Here is a 24285-nt window from a genome sequence, read left to right as displayed (position 1 = left end):
AGGGAAAACACCATGACCTTGTTCATCGATGTGGATCACGCCGCGGCCCTGTATGCGCGCCTGGGCATCGCCCGGGCGATCCGGGAGATGGCCGGCTACATCCAGGCCGACTATCGACGCTGGCAGGCCTTTGAAAAGTCCCCGCGCACCGCCAACCATTCAGCCACCGGGGTGATCGAACTGATGCCCGCCGACGATGGCCGGCAGTACGCCTTCAAGTACGTCAACGGCCACCCCGGCAACCCGGCGAGGCAGTTGCTGACCGTGATGGCCTTCGGCGTGCTGGCCGACGTCGACAGCGGCTACCCGGTGCTGCTCAGTGAACTGACCCTGACCACCGCAGTGCGCACCGCCGCCACCTCGGCCCTGGTGGCGCAGTCCCTGGCCCGCGCGGACAGCCGAGTCATGGCGCTGATCGGCAATGGTGCCCAGAGCGAGTTCCAGGCCATCGCCTTCCACGACATGCTCGGCATCGACGAGCTGCGGATCTTCGACATCGACCCGGCCGCCTCGCACAAGCTGCAGCACAACCTGCAAGCCTGGCCGGGCCTCAAGGTGCACATCGCCGGTTCCGTGGCCGAGGCGGTCAAGGGTGCCGATATCGTCACCACGGTGACCGCGGACAAGGCCTACGCCACCATCCTCACTCCGGAGCTGATCGAGCCCGGCATGCACCTCAACGCCGTGGGCGGCGATTGCCCGGGCAAGACCGAACTGCACGCCGAGATCCTGCGGCATGCCCGGGTGATCGTCGAGTTCGAGCCGCAGACCCGTATCGAGGGCGACATCCAGCAACTGCCGGCGGACTTTGCGGTGACCGAATACTTCCGCATCGCCCAGGGCCTGGAGCCGGGCCGCGAGCAGGCCGAACAGGTCACGGTGTTCGATTCGGTGGGCTTTGCCCTGGAAGACTTCGCCTCCCTGCGCTACCTGCATGACCTGGCACGCGAGCATGGCATCGGCGAGCAGATCCAGCTGGTGCCCACCCCGACCAACATCAAGGACCTGTTCCAACTGATCGAGCAGTGCCACACAGCCGCTGCCGGCGCCCCGCGCCGGTTGGCCAGCGGCTGAAAGCACCGGGATCGCTGAACCGGGCCAGCGCCGCGTGCCCCGGTTCAGCGGCCCGCCCCGAACCGGCTGCGCCACTCCGACCTACAACCACAGCGCGCAGTCCCCAGCACCTTTCACTGCCAAAACTCGACAACTATAAAATCAAGAGGTTTTGAGATGACTCCAGATACCTTGGGCGCCGCCGAGCGTCCGGCGCTGCAGCGCACCCTGCACAACCGTCATATCCAGCTCATGGCCATGGGTGGTGCCATCGGCACCGGGCTGTTCATGGGCTCGGGCAAGATCATCGCCATGTCCGGCACCTCGATCATCCTGATCTACATGATCATCGGCCTGTTCGTGTTCCTGGTGATGCGCGCCATGGGCGAGCTGCTGCTGTCGAACCTGAAGTTCAAGAGCTTCGCCGATTTTGCCGGCGCCTACCTGGGGCCGCGGGCGGCCTTTTTTCTCGGCTGGTCCTATTGGCTGAGCTGGAGTGTGGCGGTGGTGGGCGACGCGGTGGTGGTGGGCGGCTTCTTCCAGTACTGGTTCCCCGGCGTCGCGGCCTGGATCCCCGCCATCGTCATGCTGCTGACCCTGTTCGCCCTCAACGTGCTCACGGTGAAGCTGTTCGGCGAGGTGGAGTTCTGGTTCGCCATCATCAAGATCATCGCCGTGGTCACCCTGATCAGCGTGAGCCTGGTACTGATCGCCACGGCCTTTGTCTCGCCGTCCGGCGTGAGCGCTTCGCTGAGCCACCTGCTGGACCGGCAAGCGGCCCTGCCCAACGGCCTGATGGGCTTCTTCGCCGGTTTCCAGATGGCGATCTTCTCCTTCGCCGGCACCGAACTGATCGGTACCGCCGCCGCGGAAACCCGCGACCCGGAGCGCACCCTGCCCAGGGCGATCAACGCCATCCCCCTGCGCATCATCCTGTTCTACGTGCTGGCCCTGGCCTGCATCATCGCCGTGACCTCCTGGCAGCAGGTGTCGCCGAACAAGAGCCCCTTCGTCGAACTGTTCCTGATCGCCGGCTTTCCCGCGGCGGCGGGCATCGTCAACTTCGTGGTCCTGACCTCGGCAGCCTCCTCGGCCAACAGCGGCGTGTTCTCTGCCAGCCGCATGCTCTTCGGCCTGTCCGACCAGGGCAACGCGCCGCGACTGTTCAAGCACCTGTCGCGGCACAGCGTGCCGGTGACCAGCCTGGCCTTCACCTGCCTGCTGATGCTGCTGGGGGTCCTGCTGTTGTACATCGTCCCCGAGGTGATGACCGCCTTCACCATCGTTTCCACGGTGTCGGCGATCCTGGTGATCTTCACCTGGTCGACCATCCTGGCGTCCTACATCGCCTACCGTCGCAAACACCCCGAACTGCACGCCCGCTCGCGCTACAAGATGCCCGGCGGCGTGCCCATGGCCTGGTTCGCCCTGGCCTTCCTGCTGTTCGTCCTCGGCCTGCTGGCCCTGCGCCCGGACACCCGCCTGGCACTGTGCGTGATGCCGGCGTGGTTTATCTGGCTGGGCATCGCCTATCAACTGGGTTGGCGCGGCAAGCGCAGGTTGATCCCCGCGCGCTCATGACCTCAACCGGCCCCCGCTAGCACCAAGGAACGGTGCTACCTGTTCGCCATCAAGATCAAGCGCCGCGCCCTGCTGCAAAGGCGCATTGATGGCGCCAAATGAATGACACAAATAAGTCACCAATTGCCCCCCCCAAACACCCCCCTCCCACGCCGCAAATATCAAATTAAATCCATATAAAACAACACGTTAAAACCAACAAAAGAAACCAAAAGAATTAACCGTTGACTTAGTAAGGCGCCAAGATAAACTGCGCCTTATGAATATTTTAGAGAACAAACATCACATCATGCTGCAGGCACTGGAGAACATTTCTCCCGACGCTCGCGAGAGCGTCAGACTGTGCTTCGAACTGCTTTCGGCCGCAGCGACCATCAACCGCGTCTGTGCTGTACGGCTTGCCCGCTACAGCCTTTCAGAGGGGCGCTTCGTGATCATGCTGACCCTCAAGAGTGCGGGCGGGAAACTCTCGCCACTGGAACTCGCGACGCGCTTGTCCATCACCACCGGCACCGTGACCGGACTGCTCGATGGCCTGCAAGGCGATGGTTTCATCAAGCGCAAGCCAGACCCGACGGATCGACGCAAGCTGATCATCAACCTGACCGCGGAAGGCAAGCAGGTGGTGGACGAAGTGTTCGCCGATCACACCGATTGGATCTGCAGCATTATCGAAGGCCTGAGCGCGGAACAACGCCAGGCGCTGACTGAAGCGATCTATTGCATTTCTGCAAGCCCCGCCCTGGCACTGCAACCTCCTGACGGGGATTAGCGCCGGGCGTCAATGGTAGTAGCAACACATGGAGGTGACTGATGTTGCAGAGTCAAAAGGTAATGACCAATTTCGGCAGGAAGCCGCGTCTTCACAGTAGCGTCGATACGCTCAGGCATAGCCTGGCCTCATTGGAGCGTTACATTCCTCCCCCGCTCTACCGCCACCTGTTTCTCACGCGCATCGCCCGCGCGCCCCTGGCCATCGAGGGCTTCGAGTTCCGCCCGATACAAAGCCTCTTCGAGCTGGAAGAAGCCCTGCGACTGGTCAACGAGAGTTATGCACGCCGGGGAATCTCCACCGTCTGCCGTGCCGGCATGCGTTTTTCTGCCTTTCACCTGCTACCTGGCACCACGACCTTCGTCGCGATCAAGGAACAGCAGGTCATCGGCACGGTGTCATTGATCGAAGACTCGATGCTGGGATTGCCGATGGAAGAAGTTCACGGCAACGAAGTCCTGCTGCAGCGTCTGTCGGGCCAGCGCCTGGCCGAAGTCGGGACCCTCGCGGTATCCGCGCATTACCGTGGCAAGGGTGTGCCGCTGATGCTCTACAACGCGATGTTCCGATGGGCAATGCACTACCGCGGGATTGAAAAGCTGCTGATTGCCGTGCATCCCAGGGCCAGCTCCTTCTATCGCAAGGTGCTGTTCTTTTCGCCGATTGGCCGTGTGGAGCGCTACACCAAGCTCAACGACGCCCTTTCCCAGCCTTTGTCACTGGGGCTGGCAGACGCCCAGGACAGCTTCAAGAGCGTTTATCAGTCCTCCGGGGTCAAATTGGCGGTCGCGGGAAAGAGCACCAACTTCTTCGAATTTTTCTGCCAGCGCGACTTCGATGCGATTCGCCTGCCGGCCGATGCTGGCGTGCATCGCTGGCAGCAACAGGACGTGCTGATCCACATGGCCCGCTGCGGGGTCCATGGCAGGCACCTGAGCAACCGCATCAAACGGGCGCTGGCCCTGGCGTAAACACGCCCTTCCCCTGCCGAATTTCACACATCATTTCATGGAGGATGAGTCATGGATACGGGATTGCTGCGGGCGATTTACAGAGAAATCACCACTAAACAGCCGTTCATTCGCACACCGGAACCGGAGCTGGTCATGGAGGCCCAGCCCAGCGTTGCGTCCTATGCCAACAGCGCCGGACAGGGCCAGGCCCTCTCTGGAACCTACCTGTATCACGCGGCGCAGATGTGCGCGCTGATCAAGCCCGGGGACGTTGTCCTGGATATCGGCTGCGGGCCCGCCAGCCTGCTGCTGCAGGTGGCGCGACTCAACCCGCGGGCCGAATTCGTGGGGGTCGACCTATCAAGAAACATGCTCGACATCGCCCGGGATTCGATTCGGCAACAAGGCATCGACAACGTTGAATTGATTGAGGACGACATGTCTCGCCTGGGCCGGATCGGCGACCGCAGTGTCGACGTGGTGATTTCCTCCATGGCCCTGCACCACCTGGCGAGCCTGGAACAGCTGGAGTCCACCTTCAGGAACATTGCCCGGGTGCTGCGTAACGATCGCGCCATTTACCTGAATGACTTCGGGCGACTGAAATCAACCGAATCGGTGGATTATTTCGTTCAGCGCGCCAGCGACGGCGCCGATCGGGAAACCCTGTTGGACTACCGCCACTCGCTGTTGGCGGCCTTCTCCCTGGAAGAGTTCCAGACGCTGGCGGCCAGCTACCTGGGACCTTGCGCCAAGGTCTACAGCACGGCACTGAGCCCATTGATGATGGTGATCCGCACGCCCAAGCGACGCTGCGTCAAGACCATGAAGCCGGAGTTCAAGCGCCGTTATGCCGCGCTGCCAGCCAGCCGCAAGGCCGATGTACAGCAACTGCGCCTGTTCCTGCGGTTGGGAGGGTTGGCCAGTGCTTTCTGAAAGCACCCGCCTGCAGGCCGCCCTGGAGCAGTGGCGCGACGTTCTGGGAGAGTCGCAAGTGCGCCTCGATCACGCCGGCATCGCCCACGTCCAGCACGACACCATGCATTCTCCGGCCTATGCCCAGGCGGTGATCGCGCCCCTTTCCAGCGAGCAAGTGGCGGCCTGTGTGGCCATTGCCCACCGGCACCGCATCGCCTTGCACCCCATCAGTACCGGTAACAACTGGGGCTACGGTTGTGCCGCGACCGGTCGCGAGCACTGCGTCGTCATGGATTTGTCGGGCATGACGCGGATTCTGTCGTTCGACCAGGAGCTCTCAGTCGTCACACTCGAGCCCGGCGTTACCCAAGGCGCGCTGGCGCAATACCTGCAAGAACGTGGCCTGCCCTACCTGACACCGGTGACCGGTGCCGGCCCCTCTTGCAGCCTGCTGGGCAACGCTCTGGAACGGGGTTACGGGATTACTCCGCAGACCGACCACTTCCAAGCCGTCCTGGCCCTGGAGGCGGTGCTGCCCGACGGCCAGATCTACCGCTCACCGCTGTCGATGGGAGCCGCCAGTCCGTGTTTCAAATGGGGCGTGGGCCCCTATCTGGACGGCCTGTTCAGCCAGAGCGGGTTGGGCATCGTGACCCAGATGAGCCTCGCCCTGGTGAGAAAACCCCAGGTCATTCAGCCGTTCTATTTCTGGATCGAAGACCCGGCCAGGCTTGGCCCGGCGCTGGAGGGTGTGCGGCGCATCCTCGAACAGGCCCAGGGCCAGGTGGGCGGCATCAACCTCATGAACCGCACTCGCCTGCTGACCATGGCCAGTGAAGGCCAGGGCCTCGCCGGACGCTCCGGCGAACAACTGCGCCAGGCCGCCGATAGCCTGGGGCTGCCGGCCTGGATGGGGGTTGGCTCGATCTATTGCCACGCGGACCAGCACGCATCGCTCAAGCGCATGATCCGGCGCGAACTCAAGGGCTTTGCCGATCGCTCGATGTTCAAGACCCACCGCCAATTGGACCTGGCGCACGGCCTGTTGCAGCGGCTGCCGGGGCGTTGGGCGCGGCGCTGGCAGCGGACCCTGGAAAAGATGTTGCTCGGCGTTGAACTGATGGAAGGGCGCCCCAACGAAGTCGCCCTGCCGCTGGCCTACAGCGCAGGGGCCAAGCCGCCTCCCGGGCCAGGATTGAACCCCGCGCGCGACCACTGCGGGCTGATCTGGTACGCCCCGGTGCTACCGTTCAAGAAGCAACTGATCGAAGACTTCCTGCAGGCCATGAACGAGCAGTGCCAGATGCAGGACATGCTCTGCCCGATCACCCTGACCACGCTCTCGACCCGGGCCATTGACTGCACCGTGCCGTTGCTGTTTGCGCGCAGCGACCCTCAGGCATCCGCACGGGCCCATGACTGCTATCAGCAACTGTTCCAACTGGGCAAGGCTCGGGGGATCGTGCCCTATCGCGTCCCGGTGGCATTCATGCCGTTGCTGGCGGACCGGCAACAACCCGCCTGGCAGCTGGGGGCTCGCCTCAAGCACGCCCTTGATCCCCATCATCTGCTCTCGCCAGGCCGCTACTGCCTGCCTGCCGACACCCGAGCGCCCCTTGCCAACCCCGAGCCGGTAGCCTGCCATGAGTGAAGACACCACCCACCTGATCAATCAGGGACTGATCGAGACCCGCAACCTGGCGCAGTGCCTGGCCGTTGACCAGACCGCGCTGGCCACGGCCATTGCCGGCCAGCTCGACGAGAGCCTGGGACAGGCGCTGGTCGCCGCCGCCCAGGCAACCGAGAAACAGGGCATTTCGAAAAGAATCGCCGCCCTGGGGCTGGCTCTCGGGCAATGGCTGGAGCTCGCCGCACCGCCCGCGCGCCAACAGGCCTGGACCCTGTTGCAGGCCCATCCATCGGACACCGTGCGCAGTTGGGCGGCCTTCGCCAATGCCTACCGCGAACGCAATCAATCCCTGGCCACGGCGATCCAGAGCCAGCTGCACTTTGCCTGCGACAGCCACTTCGGCGTGCGCGAATGGGCCTGGATCGCCTTGCGGCCCTTGCTCAGCCAGGACCTTGCGACGGCCCTGCCCCTGCTGCGCCAATACGCGCTCAGCGAAGACCCGCTGATCCGCCGTTTCAGCATTGAGATCCTGCGCCCCCGAGGCGTCTGGTGCGAGCACATCGCCGCCCTCAAGAACACCCCGGAATTAGCCGAGCCGCTACTGATCCCGCTGCTCGCCGAAAGCCAGAAATACCCCCAGGACTCTGTCGCCAACTGGCTCAACGATGCCAGCAAGACGCGCCCGGACTGGGTTCGCCAGCTGTTTCAACGTTACCCACCCGATTGCAAGGCCTCCCACAGGATTCACACCCGGGCTACCCGAAGCCTGTCTCACTAGAAAAAAGGAGTTACGCATGTCTCTCAAGGAAAAGCTGCAAGGCGCAAAACAGCAGATGGCCGAACAACTGCCGGGCGAGATCCTGCAGAAGTTCGCGGCCTCACTGCAGGCACTGGTCGACAGCGGCCTGGCAACCAAGGCCCTGAAAGCCCGGGACAAGGCGCCGCTGGCGGTGCTCAAGGACCCGGATGGCCAGGATGTCGACCTGCGCCAACTGCTCGACAAGGGCCCCCTGGTACTGGTGTTCTACCGCGGCCTGTGGTGCCCGTTCTGCAACCTGGCCTTGAGCGCCTACCAACAGATGGTCGGCGACCTGGCAGCCTCCGGCGCCACCCTGGTCGCGGTATCGGCGCAGACACCGCAATCCTCGGCCAAGACCCGTGAGGCGCTGGGCATTCGCTACTTGCTGCTCAGCGACCCGGAAAACCGCCTGGCCGAGCAATACGGCATCGTCTTCAAGCTTGAGGATGAACTGGACGCGGTCTACCGCTCGCTGGGCGCCGACTTGAAAGTCTTCAACGGCTCGGATGCCCTGACGCTGCCAATGGCCAGCGCCTTCGTGATCGGCCAGGACGGGGTGATTCGCCACGCCTTTGTCAATGTCGACTACTCGGAACGCGTCGAACCCGCGACCCTGATCGAGGCTGCTGGCCGCTAAACCGTTCACCCCCCGGCCGAAGGCCGTCGCACCTTCGGCCCTCCCTATTTGTTCACGGACTGAGCCAATGAAACGTATCGCTATCATGGGGGCCGGCGTTGCCGGTCACCTGGCTGCCCTGTACTTCAAGAAACGCCTCCCCGGAGTCGAGGTCATCCTGATCGGCCGCCCGGATCGAAAGCGCCCGATAGTGGGCGAGTCGACGGTTGAGTTGACCACCCACTTCTTCAAGGGCCTGGGACTGGGCAGCCTGCTGGAGGAGAAGCACTACCACAAGTACGGCCTGACCTATTACCTGAAGCTGCGCAACAACCCGGAATGCCGCAACTATGTGGTGCATGAGGCGCCGGGGGTGATTCGCATGCCGGCCTACAACCTCAACCGGTTCAGTTTCGACCGAGACCTGCGGCGGATCGTCGACGAGCATCAAGTGCAGATGATCGAGGCCGACGTCAGCGCGGTGGACCTGCACCAGGGCGAGCATGCCACTCACCTGTTGACCTTGCGCAGCGACAGCGACGCGCCCCAGCAATTGACCGCGGACTGGATCATCGATGCCACCGGACGCAACCGCTTCATGGCCAAGAAGCTCAAGCTGCACAAGGAACCCACCTACCAGCGCAGCACCTTCTGGTTCCGCCTCAAGGACTTCGACCGCACCCTGCTGTCCAACATCAACATCCACAAGGTCAAGCACCACTGCTACGACCCCTACTACGTCACCCATCACTTCTACGGGAAGGGCTACTGGATCTGGATGATCCCGATGCGCAGCGACGATGGCAAAGACATGATCAGCATCGGCATCACCTACCGTCCGGACATGATCGAACAGAAGATCGGCACCCTCGAACAGTTCACCGACAAGGTCATGGCCGATCATCCGGTGATCACCGAACTGATCGCCAGCGGCCAGGTGGTCGATGCCCACGCCATGTACAACTACATGTATGAAGCCCAGCAGTACTACTCCACCGACGGCTGGTTCCTGCTCGGCGACGCCGCGTTCACCTTCGATCCGGCCAACAGCGCCGGGCTGGCCTATGTGGCACAGCAGATTCCGCAGATCGCGGCCATGATCGAAAAGGACCTCCATGCCAGCTTGACCCCGGCCTACGTCAACTGCCTGGAGTCTCACATTCAGGCGCAACTGGCGCTGCAGGACACCTGGAGCAAATGGTACGAGGTCATGGACGACCCGTTCATGATGGGCTGGACCCTGTTGTTCGCCAACATGGCCTACTTCCACGTCGTGCTGCCGATGTATATGACCGGCGACTTCCTCGACGGGCACCAGGCCCAGCAGTTTGCCGACCTGCTGCCGCGCTACCCCCGGGAGTTGCAGCCTTCTCCCCTGCCCTTTGCCTGCCTGCTGCAGGAAGTCCGCCGTTCCAACCCGGGCCTGAGCCCGGAGATGATGCCGAACCTGTACTCGCGCACCATCAACTTCGACCTGTACAAAGCCGAACATCGCGCCCGGCCGCTGTATGCCGCGCATTACTACCTGCGTTCGGCCGCACTGCGGGTCCGCCTGATGAAGATGGTCAAGTGGTCAGCGACGCCGCGGCACTTGAAACTGTTGCTGCGCCACAGCTGCGGCGTGGTGCAGGATCTGGCGCGGTCTCTGAGCCTGAGGCTCAAGCCCTCGCTGTTCTACAAATATGGCGAGTCGCCGGAACTGCTGAAGTCGCCCTTTGGCAATGACGGCGGTTTTCTCGATCTGGCCCGCCATTGATGTCCGCGCTGACGCCGTCGGCCTCCTGCGGCCGCCCGCCCGCGTTGCTGGAGCTGAGCGCGGTACAACTGGCGCACCTGATCAAGCGCAAGGACATCTCGCCGGTCGAACTGGTGGAACAGTCCATCGAGCGCTGCCAAGAGATCCAGGCCCTGTGCAACCCGATAGCGGTCGAACTCTACCGCTGCGCCCGTAGCGCTGCGCGTCGGGCAGAAGCTGATGTCTTGCGGGGCCACCCCCTGGGACGCTTGCATGGAGTGCCCTTCTCGATCAAGGAAGGCCTGGGGCTCGCGGGGTGGCCACAGACCTGCGGCTCGACCTTGCGTCGGCAGGTTACGGCCTCCTCGACGGCCACGGTTGCCCAGCGCCTGATCAGCGCGGGGGGCATTCCCGTGGCGCTGGGCAACCAGGCGGAGATGGCCCTGTGGCCGGAAACCGACAATCTGCTCTATGGCCGCACGCTCAACCCGTATCGCGCCTCGCGCACCGCCGGAGGCAGCAGCGGCGGCGATGCGGTCATGGTGGCCAGCGCCTGCGTGCCCTTTGCCCTCGGCACCGATGGCGCTGGCTCAGTGCGCATTCCCGCCGCGTTCAATGGGGTCTTCGGTCTCAAGCCATCGCGCGGCCTGGTGCCCTTGAGCGGTCATTTGCCACTGGACGAGCGTGGTCGCGAGCAAGCGAACGCGCAGGCGGTATCCGCTCATTTTGCGGCTGGCCCACTGTGCCGACATGCCGAGGACTTGAGCGAAGTCCTGCAGATCATCGCCGGGCCCGATGGCATCGACCGCAATATCCATTCGCGGTTTGCGCCCGTTGCCGAACCCGCGCGCCTGAGGCGGGTACACCTGTACCTGCCTGAGAGGATGAAATGGAGCAGCCCGGTGTCCGAGGCTGTCTCCCAGGCCTTGAACGACGCCGGGCAATGCCTGGCCAGCCAGGGCGCCACGCTGCATGCCTGGCAGGAACCGGGCATGCACAACGCCTTTTTCATCTGGCTGGCGGTGCTCAAGCTTGAGGCGCAGGTCCGCCTGGCGGACTACCTGGGCGATGGGCAGCCGCTGAGCTATTGGCGGGCAGCCCGCGCCAGCCTTGCAGGGCGTGCGCGACATGCTACGGGGCCGTTGCTGGCGACCTGGCTGGACAGTGTCGGCGACGCCCTGGGCAATCCGGGGCTGGGACGTTTTCTTGCCCAGCGCGATCACTTGCAACGAGCCTTCGCCGAGCTCTTCGACGGCCATAGCGTGCTGCTGATGCCCGTCACGCCAGGCGTCGCGCCGGAACACGGGCATGCCCTCAAGCGCCCCTTAGACGTTGCTTACTGCGCCCTGTTCAACGCCCTGGGCCTGCCGGCCCTCAGCGTGCCAATGGGGCGCCTGGATCAAGGTTGCCCGGTGGCCGTGCAATTGGTCGCCGGCCCCGGCCAGGACGCTTTGCTGCTGGACGCCGCAGTATTTCTGCAAACTCAGTTTGGTGGCTGGCTCAAGCCAGCGCTTTCACACTTCAAGGGATAGGAAGTCTCTATGCAAACCACCAGTGCGACAACCCAACAGCCCGCCAGCCCACCCATGGGGCAATCGGCTGTGGGCTCCCAGGCCGAACACCTGACGTTGCTGTTCCTGATCCAGCTGATCGTGATCTTTTCCGTCAGCCGGGTGATCTCCTGGCTCAGCACCCGCTGCCTGGGACAAACCCCGGTGGCCGGTGAAATCCTTGCAGGCCTGGTGCTGGGCCCAAGCTTGCTGGGGTATTTTTTTCCAGAGCTGTTGCACAGCATCTTCGTGCCGCAGACCTCTACCGCATTCATCGCGACGGCTCAGGTCGGGCTGATTCTGCTGATGTTCCAGGTGGGCCTGGAGTTCGAATTTGGCGCGCACCTCAAAGGCCGCAAGCGTTCGATCATCTTCATCAGTCTTGGGGGCTTGCTGGTGCCCTTCGCCAGCGGCTTTTTCAGCGCCGAATTTTTCTGGCTGCAGATAACCGGTGAGCGGCCTCCGCTGCTGGCCTTTCAACTGTTCTTCGCCACAGCCCTGTCAATCACCGCCCTGCCGATTCTGGGGCGCATATTCATGGAACTGGGCCTGTCGCGATCACGGGTGGCGACCCTGACCATCGGTGCCGCGGCAATCGACGATGTCTGCGGTTGGCTGATCCTGGGCGGCGTGACCTCGATCATTGCCTCGAACTTCAACGTCTGGACCTCGCTCCTGAGGATGCTGGCCCTGGCGCTGTTCATCGTCGTGGTGCTGTGGCAGGTCCGCCCCTTGATCCTGCGCTGGATCATCGGCGACCTGGAGCGTCGGCCCCTGTCGGCACACGGCATTTCACTGATGCTGATCGTGCTCTTTGCCAGCGCCGTCATCACCAACCTGATAGGGGTGTTCTCGATCATTGGCGGCTTCATCATGGGCGTGGCGCTGCATACTCACCGGCCCTTTGTCGCCCAGTGGAACGCCAAGGTCGGCGGCTTGGTCAACGCGTTCTTCCTGCCGGTATTTTTCGCCTATACGGGCCTGCGAACCGACGTAGGTTCGTTGGAGGGCAGTAACGCCCTGCTCAACTGTCTGCTGGTGTGCCTGGTGGCATTTGCCAGCAAATTCTTCGGGGCCTACGGTTCCAGCCGGCTGCTGGGAGAAAGCCCGCGAAACTCGGCGCTGATCGGGGTCTGCATGAACACCCGCGCCTTGATGGAACTGGTGGTGCTCAACGTCGGTTATGACCTTGGCGTGCTGCCCAAAGAGTACTTCACCATCCTGGTGATCATGGCGATCATCAGCACCTTCATCGCCTCACCGCTGATCCGCCTGCTGACTGCCCGCGAGCGCCTGGGGCAGCCGATGCCGATAGCGGGCAATCAGCCCGCCCAGTTGTGACAGCTCGGATCTGGTCGGTCGCGCCACCGACCAGATCCGCGCTTGGCTCATGCGCCGACGGTGGGCAGGCTCAAGGCGGCGTCTGGCTGCCTTGCCGGGTGCTCCGCGGCACAGGCAACGAAGTCTTCCTTGCGCAGCACCACCAGGGCAATCAGCGACGCCACGCCGGTGGCCACGTAGAAGTACCAGGGCGCGGTGATGTCGCCGGTGAGCTTGATCAGCCAGGTGGAAATCAGCGGCGCGCTGCCGCCGAACACCGCCACCGGAATGTTGTAGGCCACGGCGATGCCGGTGGAGCGGATGCGGGTGGGCAGCAGTTCGCTCATCAGCGCGTAGGTCGACGACGCGTAGAGCCCGAACAGGATCGCCACCGCCATCAACGGCCAGAACAGCGTGGCCGGGGTGGCGTTGGGCGCGGTCTTGAAGAACCAGTACATGGCCAGGGTGGCCAGGGTGCCGATCACCATCAGGAACGGCTTGCGTCCGTAGCGGTCGGTGAAGGCTCCGCCCAGGGGCATGACCAGGGCCGCCGAGAGGCTGGCGACGAACACATAGAGCAAGGTGGTGCCGCTGTCGAACTTGAGGGTGTTGGACATGTAGGTCGAGGCGAAGGTCAGCACCAGGTAAAAGATCGAGCTGTGCAGGGTGATGATGAAAAACACCAGGGCAATCGAGCGTTTCCACTGCCAGACTTCGCGCAGCGGCGCCTTGGAGGTCTCTCCGGCCTGCACCAGGGCGAGGAACTCCGGGCTGTCTTCAAGCTTCAGGCGGATGTACAGGGAAATGAAGCCCAAAGGACCGGCGAGCAGGAACGGAATGCGCCAGCCCCAGTCCTGCATCACTTGCGCCCCCAGGCCCCAGGTCATGCCGTTGGCCACCGCGCCGCCCAGCAACAGACCGAGCACCGCGGTGACCATCAGCCAGCAAGTGGCGAAGCCGCGGCGCCCGGGGCCGGCGTATTCGGCAATGAAGCTGGTGATGGTGCCGATCTCGCCACCGGCGGAAAACCCCTGCACACAGCGGATCAGCACCAGGATGACCGGCGCGGCGATGCCGATGCTGGCGTAGGTCGGCAACAGGCCCAGGAGGAAGGTCGAGCCGGCCATCAGCACCAGCACCGTGATCAGGGTCCGGCGCCGGCCGATGCGGTCCGCCAACGGACCAAAGAACAGGCCGCCCAGGGGCCGGATGAAAAAGCTCAGGGCAAAGGCCGCGAAACTCGCCAGCAGGCTGCTGGTGGGGTCATCGGAGACGAAGAACGCCTTGCCGATGTACAGCGCCAGAAAGCCGTAGACGCCGTAGTCGTACCACTCGATCAAGTGGCCGGAGGTGGCGCCGATAAAGGCCCGGCGCCGCTGGCGCTGGGGGTTGCAAGAGGACACGTCCATGTTGGGAGACTCCTGTCGTACTGCGGTCCATGGGAAAGTGCGTTCAGCGGTCGGTAACGGCCCCGGTCGGGTCCTGCAGCCACTGACGCAAGCGGGTCTTGAGAATCTTGCCGTAGCTGTTCTTCGGCAGCTCGGCGCAAAACAGGTATTTGCGCGGTTTCTTGAACGACGCCATGCGCGTCACGAACCACTGGTTGAGCACCTGCGGGTCCAGGCCGTCGGGGTCGCGCGCAACCACGAAGGCCACCACCGACTCGCCCCATTCGGCATCCGCCTGGCCCACCACGCACACCTCGAACACCTGGGGATGCTGCATCAGCACCTCCTCCACTTCCCGCGGGTAGATGTTGCTGCCGCCGGAAATGATCACGTCCTTGGAGCGGTCGGTCAGGGTCAGGAAGCCGCGGCTGTCGAGGAAACCGATATCGCCGGTGAGCAACCATCCCTCCACCAGGGTCGCCCGGGTAGCGGCCGGGTTGTCCCAGTAGCCGTGCATCACCGGGGCGCCGCGCACGGCGATTTCCCCGGGCTCGCCGGCCGGCAGGGGCTGTCCCCGGGGATCGAGGATGCGCACTTCGACACAGGCATGCGGGCGCCCCACCGACGCCGCCAGCGCCGGCCAATCCGGGTGCTGGCGCTCGGCGATCAGCTCCCGGGACAGCGCGCTGATGCTCATCGGGCACTCGCCCTGGCCGTAGATCTGCACCAGCCGCGGGCCGAAGGTGTCCAGGGCCTGGGCCAGGTCCGCCCGGTACATCGGTGCCCCGCCGTAGACGATGGTCTTGATGCCCGTGCCGTCATAGCCTTGTTGCCGGGCCTGCTCAACCATGCGCTTGACCATGGTCGGCGCGGCAAACAGGCTGACCTGTCCCAGTTCCTGCGCCAGCCCGAACAGCTCTGGCGCATCGAACCCCCGGGATTGCGGCACCACGTGCCGGGCACCACAGCGCACGTGAATGAAGTTGTACAGCCCGGCACCGTGGGACATCGGCGCGGCATAGACCAGCGCATCGCCGGCCCGCACCGGATCGACATCCAGCGGGTAGCACAGCGACATGGCGATCAGGTTGCCGTGGGACAGCATCACCCCCTTGGAACGGCCGGTGGTGCCCGAGGTGTAGAACAGCCAGGCCAGCTCGTCGTCGGCGCACGGCCAGGGCTCGCGCAGTTCGCCGTCCGGGGCGCCCGCCGGCGCCGGCATGACTTCGCCGGGCAGCTCGCGGCAATCGGCGGGCAAATCCTGCAGCTCGAAGGTCCGGCCGCCGTCGGTGAAGATCAACCTGGCCCCGGCATTGCCGACGATCCAGGCCGCCTCCCGCGGATGCAGCTTGCTGTTGACCGGCACCGCCACCGCCCCGCTCCACCAGATGGCGTAGAGCAGTTCCAGGTAGTCGCAACTGTTCTTCATCAGCAAGGCCACCCGGTCCCCGGCGGCGATGCTGTGGTCGTGCCGCAGGTGCAGGGCGCGGGCCCGGACCCGCGCGGCAAAACCCTGGTAGTCGGCCACCTGGCGGCGGCCCTCGAACAGCGCCGGGCGCTGCGGCCAGCGTTGGGCCGCGTCCAGCAGCCAATGGGCGATGTTCATGCTCAGGCCCTGAGCGCTTGCAGGACCGTGGCGTAGTTGGCCACGGCCATCCCGCCCATGTTGAACAGCAGGCCGAACTCGGCCCGGGGCACGCCCAGGCCAATCGGCTCGCCGATCAATTGGCGAAAGCCCAGGGCATGCATCGACACGCCGGTGGCCCCCACCGGGTGGCCCTTGGCCTTGAGCCCGCCGGACAGGTTGACCGGCAAACGGCCGCCGTGGCGCACGATGCCCTCGTCCAGGGCCCGATGGCCTTCGCCCTTGGGCGCCAGGCCCATGGCTTCATAGATCAGCAGCTCGGCGATGGTGAAGCAGTCGTGGACCTCGGCAAAACTCATGTCTCCCAGGCTGACCCCGGCCTCGCGCAAGGCGCCGTGGATGGCCCGCTGCGGACCGTCAAAGGCCAGGATGTCGCGACTGGCCATCGGCAGCAGGTCATTGACCTGGCTCAGGGCGCGGATCGCCACTTCGCGCCGGAACAAACGCGCGCGCTGCGGCGAAGCCAGGACAATCGCCGCGGCGCCGTCACTGATCAGCGAGCAGTCGGTGAGGCGCAAGGACGGCGCGATCAGCGGATTGCTCTGGGACACCTGGTTGCAATGCTCGAAGTCCATCGCTCGGTGCATCTGCGCCAGCGGGTTGGCCATGGCATTGCTGTGGTTCTTCACCGCGATCGCCGCCATCGAGGCCAACGGGCTGTGGTAGCGCTCGGTGTACTGCTGGGCGACCCGGGCAAACAGCTGCGCAAAGCTCAGGCCGGCTTCCGCGGGATCGTTCTGGTAACCGGCACCGGCCAGGGCTTGGGTGACCTCGGCGGTGGAGTTGCTGGTCATCTTTTCCGCGCCCACCACCAGCACCAGCTCAGCGGCGCCACTGCGGATCGCATTGACCCCCGCGAGGATCGCCGCCGAGCCCGAGGCGCAGGCATTTTCGCAACGGGTGGCCGGTTTGAAGCGCAATTGCGGGTCGGCCTGGAGCATCAGCGAGGCGGGAAAACCGTCCGGCACCAGGCCTGCGTTGAAATGCCCGAGAAACAGTGCATCGATCTCGGCGGCATCGATCGCGGCATCCGCCAGGGCCTCGCGGGTGACCTGGACGATCAGGTCCTCCAGGGTCAGCCCCTGGAGACGACCGAACGATGTGTGGGCGGCAGCGACAATGGATACGGAAGCATGATTCATGGTGATTTTCTTCTGTGCTTGAAGCGGACGTTCCCTACAATGGCGAGCGCCACAATCAGACGCTAGTTGGGGCAACTACGTACAACAGTAAGTAGTGCCCCCCGCGCCAGAGCGGCGCAACGACTTCCACGAGGCAGGATGCCCCATGACCGTATATGCCCAGCAGCTCCAGGACCTAGAGCGCCTGGCCTTCCAGGTTTCCCCCGCACCGCAGTTGATCACCGGGCATCGGCGCATGCTCGATTGCAACCAGGCTTTCCTGCGCCTGTTCGGCTATGAGCGCGAACAGTTGCTCGATCACCTGACCCTGTTGCTGTACCCGTCCCAGGCCGACTACCAGAGCATTGGCGAGCGCAGCGAACACTGGCTGCGCAACGGCCAGGGCGCGTCCTACACGGACGAACGCTTTATGCAGCACCGCAATGGCGAAGTGTTCTGGGCCCGGGCCCATGGTTTTTCCCTGACCCCGGACGACCCGTTCGGGCTGATGATCTGGCACTTCGAACGCCTGGACCGGCAGCTGGCGCCCACCGTGCGCCTGACCCCACGCGAGCGCGAGATCTCGCTGCACATCGTCAACGGCCTGACCTGCAAGGAAGTGGCGCGCAAACTGGCGATTTCCCACCGCACGGTGGAGGTGCACCGCGCCCGCCTGATGAAGAAGCTGCAGGCCAAGAACAGCGCCGAGCTGGTGTCGAAGATCATCTACATCAGCTAGGGGCTTGCCCCAGCACCTCGCTGGCGCTCAGCCGCAGCAACTTCAAGGGCCCGATCGTCCCGCCCTCCAGGCTGCCGCCCTGGTTCAACACCTTGTTCGCCGCGTTCATCTCGGCGCTGTGTTGCGTCACGCTGACAAAGGTGCCGTGGGGCAACTCCTCGCTCCAACCCGCTTCGAGCGTGTTGTAGGCCAGCATCAGCGCGGCGGTGAAATAGTGCTGGCTGGAAACCGGGATCTGCACCTCCTGGTCATTGTCGTCGTAGGCGATGAAGTGACCGACGAAGGTCTCCACCCCCAGGCGCTTGAGCAGCGGCCAGCTCAGGGCCGAGGGCACGAAGGCGTTGAGCTTCTCGGCGACGATGGCCGAGTAGCCACGGGCCTGGAGCATCTGCACGATCTCGTCTTCGCTGGCCTTGGGGTGGGCGCCCATCACTTGCAGGGCTTCGACCACGGCCTGGTGGGCGGTCTGGTGGTCGGGGTAATCGGCGCAATGCGCGCAGTTGGGCGGGCAGGTATCGGTCACGGGAGGCGAAGGTCCATATCGGTCTCAAAAAAACAGCCGCAGGGTAACCCCATGACCTGCGGCCCGCCAGTGTCCGGGCGCTTACTCAAGCGCCGCCCTGGCATCCAGACGCAGCAGTTGCACGGGCTCCAGGGTGGACCCCTGCAGGGACTCCCCGGCATACAGCGCCTCGTTGGCCATGGCCATTTCGGCGCTGCGGCCAGCCACCATTTCGTAGGTCTTGCGCGGCAGCACCTCGCTCCAGCCGTTTTCGAAGGTGTTGTAGGCCAGGGTCAGCGCGGCGGTGAAGTAGTGCTGATCGGCCACCGGAACCCGGACCTCCTCGCCCGCCTCATCCAGGGCGATGAAGTGGTTGGGCAGGTGTTTCACCCCCAGGCGCTTGAGCACGATCCAGGCCAGGGCCGATGGCACGAAGGCGTTGAGTTTTTCCGCGGCGATGGCCGAGTAGCCACGCGCCTGCAGCAGTTGGACGATGTCGTCCTCGCTGGCCTCGGGGTGGTCGGCCATCAACTTCAGGGTATCGAGTACGCCCTGATGGGCATTGGCGTGATCCAGGCAGCAGCTGCAGTCCGGCGGGTGCGAATCGTCATGCATGATCGGTCGATGATCCCTATCGGTCTTGGTGAGGGGGCGCAGGATAAACCCTGCGCCCGCCTCTCCACCAGCAAGCGCCGGCTACTTGATGACGATGGGGTTCACCGGTGCCCCGCTGCCGCCGACGATCTTCAACGGCGCGGCGGTGTAGAGGAAGGTCCACTGGCCGTCGGCGGCGCAATCCTCGGCCAGGTCTTCGAGCAGCACGATCTCGGTGAAGGCGATCCCCAGGTTGCGCATCAGCGCGCAGTGCAGCGGGATCTGTACCCCGGACACTGGGTCGGTGATCACTTCGTTGGCGATGGTGTCGGTGACCAGGTTGGGGATCTCCATCTGGTTGAACCAGTCCACCAGTTCGCGGCTGTAGGTCAGCCCGGGCTCCACCAGGTCCTTGAAGAACTCGGTCTTGCCGTACTCGTAGAAGGCGCCCATGGAGCCGGTGCGGATGATCAGGATGTCGCGTTTCTCGATGGCCACGCCCTGGGCCTTGGCGGCGGCCAGCAGGTCCAGGTGATTGAAGGTCTCGCCGCGGCCCAGGTACTTCTTGCCGCGGTGCCGGGCCATGTCGATCAGCACCGCGCGGCCCACCACGCCGCGCTCGGCAATCGGCAGCACGCTGGCCTTGGCCATGCCGCCGACGGTGCTGCTGGCGTCGTAGCCGTTCCACAGCTGGTTGTCGTACCAGGCGTGGCCCAGGGCGTCGTACTGGGTCGAGCCCTGCAACTGCATGAAGATCACGTCGTCGCAGTACTCGGCACCGCCGGTCATCGACGGCTGCTTGCCGGCCTGATAGTGGCTGCGGTCCAGGGTGTTGAAGCGCATCGAAGGGTTGCGCGCCGGCCACATCGGGTCACCGCCGGGGTGGCCGATCTGCACCTGCAGGGTGAAGGTCTTGCCCTGGCGCACCGCGGCAACACCGCGCAGCACCTCGGCCTGTTGCAGGTAGTTGAGGGCGCCAACCTCGTCGTCCGGCCCCCATTTGCCCCAGTTCTTTGGCAGACCTTCAAGCAGCTGCCGGGTATTGGGGTGGTGCTTGTCGTTATCGATCCCACACATGTCGAATGCACTCCATTGATTGGGTTGAAGCGGGCGAAAATGCCCGCGGGGCCTTGCTTGGGAGATCAACCATCACCCCAGGCGCCCTCTGGAACTGTGCGGCCCTGCGGGCCGTTCGCAGCCTGCGGCAGCGGCTACACCAGCCCGGATTAACACTGGCTGTAGTCGCTGCCGAGCCACGGCGAGGCTGCGAAAAGGCCCGCAGGGCCTTGCCTGGCGATCAACCGTCAAGCCCAGGCGCCCGCCGGAACTGTGCGGCCCTGCGGGCCGTTCGCAGCCTGCGGCAGCGGCTACACCAGCCCGGATTGACACTGGCTGTAGCCGATGCCGAGCCTCGGCGAGGCTGCGAAAAGGCCCGCAGGGCCTTGCCTGGCGATCAACCGTCAACCCCAGGCGCCCGCTGGAACTGTGCGGCCCTGCGGGCCGTTCGCAGCCTGCGGCAGCGGCTACACCAGCCCGGATTGGCACTGGCTGTAGCCGCTGCCGAGCCACGGCGAGGCTGCGAAAAGGCCCGCAGGGCCTTGCCTGGCGATCAACCGTCATCCCCAGGCGCCCTCTGGAACTGTGCGGCCCTGCGGGCCGTTCGCAGCCTGCGGCAGCGGCTACACCAGCCCGGATTGGCACTGGCTGTAGCCGCTGCCGAGCCACGGCGAGGCTGCGAAAAGGCCCGCAGGGCCTTGCCTGGCGATCAACCGTCATCCCCCGGCGCCCGCTCGGGCTTTGCGGCCCTGCGGGCCGTTCGCAGCCTGCGGCAGCGGCTACACAAAGCACGGATTACCCGCGGGCCTGGAGGGTTTTACAGATCATCAGACGCAACGTCCACCATCCACTTCCAGGCAGGTGCCGGTGATGAACGCCGCTTCGTCGGAGGCCAGGTACAAGCAGGCGTTGGCCACGTCCTGGGGGGTGGAGAAGCGCCCCAGGGGAATGGTGGCCATGAATTTCTGGCGGTTTTCCGGGGTGTCCGGCACCCCCATGAACTCACTGAGCAGCGCCGTGGCGCCCACCACCGGGTTGACGCAGTTGACGCGGATGTTGTCCGGCCCGAGCTCGGCGGCCATGGTCTTGCTCATCACCACCACCGCGCCCTTGCTGCCGTTGTACCAGACCAACCCCGGGCGCGGGCGGATCGCCGCGGTGGAGGCAATGTTGATGAACACCCCGCCCCCCTGGCCGCGAAAATGCGGCACGAAGTGCTTGGCGCTGAGGAAGATGCTTTTCACGTTGACCGCGAACACCCGGTCGAACTCGGCCTCGTCGACTTCCAGCATCGGCCGGTTGCGGTGGGTGGTGCCGGCGTTGTTGACCACGATGTCCAGGCCGCCGTATTGCTCCAGGGTGTTGCGCAGCAAGGCGCCAACGCTGGCGTCCTGGGCCACGTTGACCTCGATGAAGTGAGCCTGGCCGCCGGCGGCGCGGATCTCGTCCACCACCCGCTGGCCGCCGTCGGGGTTCATGTCGGCGACGATGACGTTGGCGCCCTGCTGGGCGAAGGTCTTGGCGATGCCTTCACCAAAGCCGGAACCGGCGCCGGTGACGATGGCAGTCTTGTTGGCTAGACGCATGGAAGTGACTCCTGTTTTTGTTGTTATGGACCGCCGTGGCGGCCGTCAGTCGTGGCGAATGGCGATGGTCTTCAAGGTGGTGAAACCCAGCAGTGCCTCGAAGCCCTTCTCCCGGCCATACCCACTGGCCTTGACCCCGCCGAAGGGCAGTTCGACGCCGCCGCCGGCGCCGTAGTTGTTGATGAACACCTGGCCGCAGCGCAGCTTGTGGGCCATGCGCAATTGCCGCGCGCCGTCCCGGGTCCAGACCCCGGCCACCAGGCCGAAGGCGCTGTCGTTGGCCAGGCGAATGGCTTCGGCCTCGTCCTCGAAGGGCATCACCGCCAGCACCGGGCCGAACACCTCCTCCCGGGCCAGGCGGCTGTCTGGCGGCACATCGCGAAACAGCACCGCCTCGTGGAAGTAGCCGCCGCTGCCAGCCTCGGCCACCACCTGCCCGCGCGCCGCCACCGGGATGCCGGCGGCCTCGGCTTCGCGGACGAATTCGCGCACCTGGCGCAGCTGCTTCTGATTGATCAGCGGGCCCATGTCCAGGTCCAGCTCCGAGGGCCCGGCGCGCAGTTGGCCAAAGCACTGGGCCAGGCGTTCCAGCAGCGGTTCATAGAGGCTGCGCTGCACCAGCAGGCGGCTGCCGGCGGAACAGGTCTGCCCGCAGTTCTGCACGATGGCGTTGATCAGCACCGGCAGCGCGCGCTCCACATCGGCGTCGGCAAAGACGATCTGCGGCGACTTGCCCCCCAGTTCCAGGGTCACCGGGCAATGCCGTTCGGCCGCCGCCTTGGCCACCCGGGCGCCGGTGCCGGTGGAACCGGTAAAGGAGATATGCGCAATGCCGGGATGAGCGCACAGCGCCGCGCCGGCTTCATGGCCGTAGCCGCTGACCACGTTGATCGTGCCCGCGGGGAAGCCGACCTGGGCCGCCAGTTCCGCCAGGCGCAGCAGCGACAGGCTGGCGTCCTCGGCAGGCTTGACCACGCAGGCGTTGCCCGCCGCCAGGGCGGCACCGACGCTGCGGCCGAAGATCTGCATCGGGTAGTTCCAGGGAATGATGTGCCCGGTGACGCCATGGGGCTCGCGCACCGTGAGCACGGTGTAGCCGGCCTGATAGGGCAAGGTGTCGCCGTGCAGCTTGTCGGCGGCCCCGGCGTAATACTCGAAGTAGCGCGCCAGGGCCGTGGCGTCGGCCCGGGCCACCTTCAGCGCCTTGCCGGTGTCCCGGGCCTCGATCTGCGCCAGCTCTTCGTGGTGCTCCAGCACTGCCTGGCCCAGGCGCGCCAGCAAGCGCCCGCGCTCCAGGGCCGACAGGCCGCCCCAAGGCCCGTCGAAGTTGTCGCCCAGGGCCCGTTGCGCGGCCTGCACCGCCAGGTCGATGTCCTCGGCGGTGCCGCGGGCGATGCACGCGTAGGCGATGCCGGTGCTGGGGTCGAGTACCGGAATGTCCTCGGCCCAGGACGAGGCTTGCCATTGGTTGTCGATGTAGTGTTCGAGGCTCATTTTCATCAGCTCCTGTTGCCAGCCAGACACTCGGCAATCGCCCGCCCGACTTCCACGGTGCTGGCGTTGCCACCCATTTCCCGGGTGCGCGGGCCTTCGGCGAGCACCGTCTCGATGCTCTGGACAATCGCCGCCGCGGCCCGCTGGTAAAGCTCATCGCCCTGCCCCAGGTGCTCGATCATCAGCGCCGCCGACCAGATCTGGCCGATCGGGTTGGCCACCCCAAGGCCGGCGATGTCCGGCGCCGAGCCATGCACCGGCTCGAACAGCGAAGGGTACAGGCGCTCCGGGTTGAGATTGGCCGAGGGCGCGATGCCGATGGTGCCGGTGCAGGCCGGGCCGAGGTCGGAAAGGATGTCGCCGAACAGGTTGGAGGCCACCACCACATCGAACCAGTCCGGGTGCTGGACGAAGTGCGCGCAGAGGATGTCGATATGGAACTTGCGCGTGTCGACCTCGGGGTAGGCCTTGGCCAGCGCCTCCACTCGCTCGTCCCAGAACGGCATGGTGATGGCGATGCCATTGGACTTGGTGGCCGCCACCAGGTTGCGCCGGGGCCGGCGGCTGGCCAGCTCGAAGGCGTACTTCACCACCCGGTCGACGCCGTGGCGGGAGAACACCGACTCCTGCAGGGCTATCTCCCGCGGGGTGCCCTCCCACATGCGGCCGCCGACGCTGGAGTACTCGCCCTCGGTGTTTTCCCGGACCACGATGAAATCGATGTCCCCCGGCACCCGCCCGGCCAGCGGGCACGGCACCCCGGGCATCAGCCGCACCGGGCGGATGTTCACGTACTGGTCGAACTGGCGGCGGATCTTCAGCAATGAATCCCACACCGCAATGTGGTCGGGGACGATGTCCGGCGCGCCCACAGCGCCGAAGAAGATCGCCTCGTGGTCGCCGATCTGCTCGGCCCAGTCCTCGGGCATCATGCTGCCGTGGGCCTGGTAGTGCTCGCTGCACCAGTTGAAATGATCGAACTGCAAGGCGATGCCGAAGCGCCGGCTGACGGCTTCCAGCACGCGCAAGCCTTCGGGAACCACCTCGCGGCCGATGCCGTCACCGGCGATCACCGCGATGCGATGGGGAGGTTTTACAGCGGGATTGATCCTGGACAAGCCGTCTCTCCTGGTCTGACGTGTTGTTGTTATGGAGGCAGGTCAAGCGCACGGGCGAGCCCATTCTGGGCACGGGGAAGCGGCCAGGGGAATTGCTCATTGTGGAAACCGCCTT

At 64.9% G+C, this 24285-nt stretch carries 21 protein-coding genes; 12 read left to right on the top strand and 9 right to left on the bottom strand.

The genetic code is table 11. The annotated features are described in order from the left end of the window. Window positions 1–12 precede the first annotated feature (12 nt). The 11 genes from ACMGG8_RS16400 (at window position 13) to ACMGG8_RS16350 (ending at window position 12948) form a co-directional block, all read left to right on the top strand. Window positions 13–1074 carry an ornithine cyclodeaminase gene (locus tag ACMGG8_RS16400; RefSeq protein WP_414157927.1) on the top strand — a complete coding sequence of 354 codons (1062 nt, stop codon included), beginning with the start codon at window positions 13–15 and terminating at the stop codon, window positions 1072–1074. A gap of 156 nt (window positions 1075–1230) precedes the next feature. After that, window positions 1231–2634, top strand: a complete 1404-nt coding sequence (locus ACMGG8_RS16395) for an amino acid permease (RefSeq protein WP_060839939.1) — start codon at window positions 1231–1233, stop codon at window positions 2632–2634. Between the two features lie 259 nt (window positions 2635–2893). Continuing rightward, window positions 2894–3406, top strand: a complete 513-nt coding sequence (locus tag ACMGG8_RS16390) for a MarR family winged helix-turn-helix transcriptional regulator (RefSeq protein ID WP_060839940.1) — start codon at window positions 2894–2896, stop codon at window positions 3404–3406. Window positions 3407–3447: 41 nt separating this feature from the next. Beyond that, window positions 3448–4377, top strand: a complete 930-nt coding sequence (locus tag ACMGG8_RS16385; protein ID WP_060843980.1) for a GNAT family N-acetyltransferase — start codon at window positions 3448–3450, stop codon at window positions 4375–4377. Between the two features lie 51 nt (window positions 4378–4428). After that, window positions 4429–5295, top strand: a complete 867-nt coding sequence (locus tag ACMGG8_RS16380; protein ID WP_108545593.1) for a class I SAM-dependent methyltransferase — start codon at window positions 4429–4431, stop codon at window positions 5293–5295. Continuing rightward, on the top strand, window positions 5285–6928 hold the full coding sequence (locus tag ACMGG8_RS16375; protein ID WP_414157926.1) for an FAD-binding oxidoreductase: 1644 nt from the start codon (window positions 5285–5287) through the stop codon (window positions 6926–6928). Before ACMGG8_RS16380 ends, ACMGG8_RS16375 begins: the two co-directional genes overlap by 11 nt. After that, window positions 6921–7685, top strand: coding sequence for a DNA alkylation repair protein (locus ACMGG8_RS16370; protein WP_414157925.1), 765 nt, complete (start codon window positions 6921–6923; stop codon window positions 7683–7685). Before ACMGG8_RS16375 ends, ACMGG8_RS16370 begins: the two co-directional genes overlap by 8 nt. Window positions 7686–7701: 16 nt before the next feature. Beyond that, complete coding sequence (locus tag ACMGG8_RS16365) at window positions 7702–8343, top strand: peroxiredoxin-like family protein (RefSeq protein ID WP_414157924.1); 642 nt, start codon at window positions 7702–7704, stop codon at window positions 8341–8343. Between the two features lie 67 nt (window positions 8344–8410). Then, window positions 8411–10078: an NAD(P)/FAD-dependent oxidoreductase gene (locus ACMGG8_RS16360; protein ID WP_414157923.1), complete on the top strand. Its 1668-nt coding sequence runs from the start codon at window positions 8411–8413 to the stop codon at window positions 10076–10078. Then, a complete protein-coding gene (locus ACMGG8_RS16355; protein ID WP_060843986.1) occupies window positions 10078–11589 on the top strand; it encodes an amidase in 1512 nt (503 codons plus the stop codon). The genes ACMGG8_RS16360 and ACMGG8_RS16355 overlap by 1 nt, the downstream gene beginning before the upstream one ends. A gap of 9 nt (window positions 11590–11598) precedes the next feature. Further along, window positions 11599–12948 carry a cation:proton antiporter gene (locus ACMGG8_RS16350; RefSeq protein ID WP_060839948.1) on the top strand — a complete coding sequence of 450 codons (1350 nt, stop codon included), beginning with the start codon at window positions 11599–11601 and terminating at the stop codon, window positions 12946–12948. A gap of 47 nt (window positions 12949–12995) precedes the next feature. Here the strand turns inward: ACMGG8_RS16350 and ACMGG8_RS16345 are convergent, their stop codons facing one another. Genes ACMGG8_RS16345 through ACMGG8_RS16335 form a run of 3 tightly spaced genes read right to left on the bottom strand, consistent with a single transcriptional unit; the run spans window position 12996 to window position 17102 of the window. Continuing rightward, window positions 12996–14336, bottom strand: coding sequence for an MFS transporter (locus ACMGG8_RS16345; protein WP_414157922.1), 1341 nt, complete (start codon window positions 14334–14336; stop codon window positions 12996–12998). Window positions 14337–14379: 43 nt separating this feature from the next. After that, window positions 14380–15921 carry a class I adenylate-forming enzyme family protein gene (locus ACMGG8_RS16340; protein WP_414157921.1) on the bottom strand — a complete coding sequence of 514 codons (1542 nt, stop codon included), beginning with the start codon at window positions 15919–15921 and terminating at the stop codon, window positions 14380–14382. A 2-nt stretch (window positions 15922–15923) separates the two neighbouring features. Next, on the bottom strand, window positions 15924–17102 hold the full coding sequence (locus ACMGG8_RS16335; RefSeq protein WP_060839951.1) for an acetyl-CoA acetyltransferase: 1179 nt from the start codon (window positions 17100–17102) through the stop codon (window positions 15924–15926). A gap of 145 nt (window positions 17103–17247) precedes the next feature. Here ACMGG8_RS16335 and ACMGG8_RS16330 point away from each other — a divergent pair, with 145 nt between their 5' ends. Continuing rightward, window positions 17248–17820, top strand: coding sequence for a LuxR C-terminal-related transcriptional regulator (locus ACMGG8_RS16330; protein ID WP_016967597.1), 573 nt, complete (start codon window positions 17248–17250; stop codon window positions 17818–17820). On the opposite strand, the gene ACMGG8_RS16325 is transcribed toward ACMGG8_RS16330, so the two are convergent. From ACMGG8_RS16325 to ACMGG8_RS16300, 6 genes are all read right to left on the bottom strand, one after another. Then, window positions 17813–18343, bottom strand: coding sequence for a hypothetical protein (locus tag ACMGG8_RS16325; RefSeq protein WP_060839952.1), 531 nt, complete (start codon window positions 18341–18343; stop codon window positions 17813–17815). The two genes, ACMGG8_RS16330 and ACMGG8_RS16325, sit on opposite strands and share 8 nt — an antisense overlap. An 81-nt stretch (window positions 18344–18424) precedes the next feature. Continuing rightward, window positions 18425–18937, bottom strand: a complete 513-nt coding sequence (locus ACMGG8_RS16320; protein WP_414157920.1) for a hypothetical protein — start codon at window positions 18935–18937, stop codon at window positions 18425–18427. Between the two features lie 81 nt (window positions 18938–19018). Then, the gene (locus ACMGG8_RS16315) at window positions 19019–19993 is read right to left on the bottom strand and encodes a cyclase family protein (protein WP_060839954.1); all 975 of its coding nucleotides are present in this window, start codon (window positions 19991–19993) and stop codon (window positions 19019–19021) included. An 806-nt stretch (window positions 19994–20799) separates the two neighbouring features. Next, window positions 20800–21558, bottom strand: a complete 759-nt coding sequence (locus tag ACMGG8_RS16310; RefSeq protein ID WP_060839955.1) for an SDR family oxidoreductase — start codon at window positions 21556–21558, stop codon at window positions 20800–20802. 45 nt (window positions 21559–21603) lie between these two features. After that, window positions 21604–23052, bottom strand: a complete 1449-nt coding sequence (locus ACMGG8_RS16305) for an aldehyde dehydrogenase family protein (RefSeq protein WP_414157919.1) — start codon at window positions 23050–23052, stop codon at window positions 21604–21606. 5 nt (window positions 23053–23057) lie between these two features. Then, complete coding sequence (locus ACMGG8_RS16300; protein ID WP_060839957.1) at window positions 23058–24170, bottom strand: tartrate dehydrogenase; 1113 nt, start codon at window positions 24168–24170, stop codon at window positions 23058–23060. Window positions 24171–24285 lie beyond the last annotated feature (115 nt).

The organism is Pseudomonas sp. BNK-45, from assembly GCF_047456255.1.
Lineage (GTDB): Bacteria > Pseudomonadota > Gammaproteobacteria > Pseudomonadales > Pseudomonadaceae > Aquipseudomonas.
Note: the sequence above shows the minus strand (reverse complement) of the source record. Positions and strands in the feature narration are given on the sequence as shown.

Bases quoted from the DNA above. Each gene is read 5' to 3' on its own strand.
- ACMGG8_RS16340 (WP_414157921.1), bottom strand. From the start codon at position 15,921: ATGAACATCGCCCATTGGCTGCTGGACGCGGCCCAACGCTGGCCGCAG.
- ACMGG8_RS16390 (WP_060839940.1), top strand. From the start codon at position 2,894: ATGAATATTTTAGAGAACAAACATCACATCATGCTGCAGGCACTGGAG.
- ACMGG8_RS16395 (WP_060839939.1), top strand. From the start codon at position 1,231: ATGACTCCAGATACCTTGGGCGCCGCCGAGCGTCCGGCGCTGCAGCGC.
- ACMGG8_RS16365 (WP_414157924.1), top strand. From the start codon at position 7,702: ATGTCTCTCAAGGAAAAGCTGCAAGGCGCAAAACAGCAGATGGCCGAA.
- ACMGG8_RS16345 (WP_414157922.1), bottom strand. From the start codon at position 14,336: ATGGACGTGTCCTCTTGCAACCCCCAGCGCCAGCGGCGCCGGGCCTTT.
- ACMGG8_RS16335 (WP_060839951.1), bottom strand. From the start codon at position 17,102: ATGAATCATGCTTCCGTATCCATTGTCGCTGCCGCCCACACATCGTTC.
- ACMGG8_RS16315 (WP_060839954.1), bottom strand. From the start codon at position 19,993: ATGTGTGGGATCGATAACGACAAGCACCACCCCAATACCCGGCAGCTG.
- ACMGG8_RS16310 (WP_060839955.1), bottom strand. From the start codon at position 21,558: ATGCGTCTAGCCAACAAGACTGCCATCGTCACCGGCGCCGGTTCCGGC.
- ACMGG8_RS16320 (WP_414157920.1), bottom strand. From the start codon at position 18,937: ATGCATGACGATTCGCACCCGCCGGACTGCAGCTGCTGCCTGGATCAC.
- ACMGG8_RS16330 (WP_016967597.1), top strand. From the start codon at position 17,248: ATGACCGTATATGCCCAGCAGCTCCAGGACCTAGAGCGCCTGGCCTTC.
- ACMGG8_RS16355 (WP_060843986.1), top strand. From the start codon at position 10,078: ATGTCCGCGCTGACGCCGTCGGCCTCCTGCGGCCGCCCGCCCGCGTTG.
- ACMGG8_RS16360 (WP_414157923.1), top strand. From the start codon at position 8,411: ATGAAACGTATCGCTATCATGGGGGCCGGCGTTGCCGGTCACCTGGCT.
- ACMGG8_RS16350 (WP_060839948.1), top strand. From the start codon at position 11,599: ATGCAAACCACCAGTGCGACAACCCAACAGCCCGCCAGCCCACCCATG.
- ACMGG8_RS16305 (WP_414157919.1), bottom strand. From the start codon at position 23,052: ATGAGCCTCGAACACTACATCGACAACCAATGGCAAGCCTCGTCCTGG.
- ACMGG8_RS16380 (WP_108545593.1), top strand. From the start codon at position 4,429: ATGGATACGGGATTGCTGCGGGCGATTTACAGAGAAATCACCACTAAA.
- ACMGG8_RS16385 (WP_060843980.1), top strand. From the start codon at position 3,448: ATGTTGCAGAGTCAAAAGGTAATGACCAATTTCGGCAGGAAGCCGCGT.
- ACMGG8_RS16370 (WP_414157925.1), top strand. From the start codon at position 6,921: ATGAGTGAAGACACCACCCACCTGATCAATCAGGGACTGATCGAGACC.
- ACMGG8_RS16400 (WP_414157927.1), top strand. From the start codon at position 13: ATGACCTTGTTCATCGATGTGGATCACGCCGCGGCCCTGTATGCGCGC.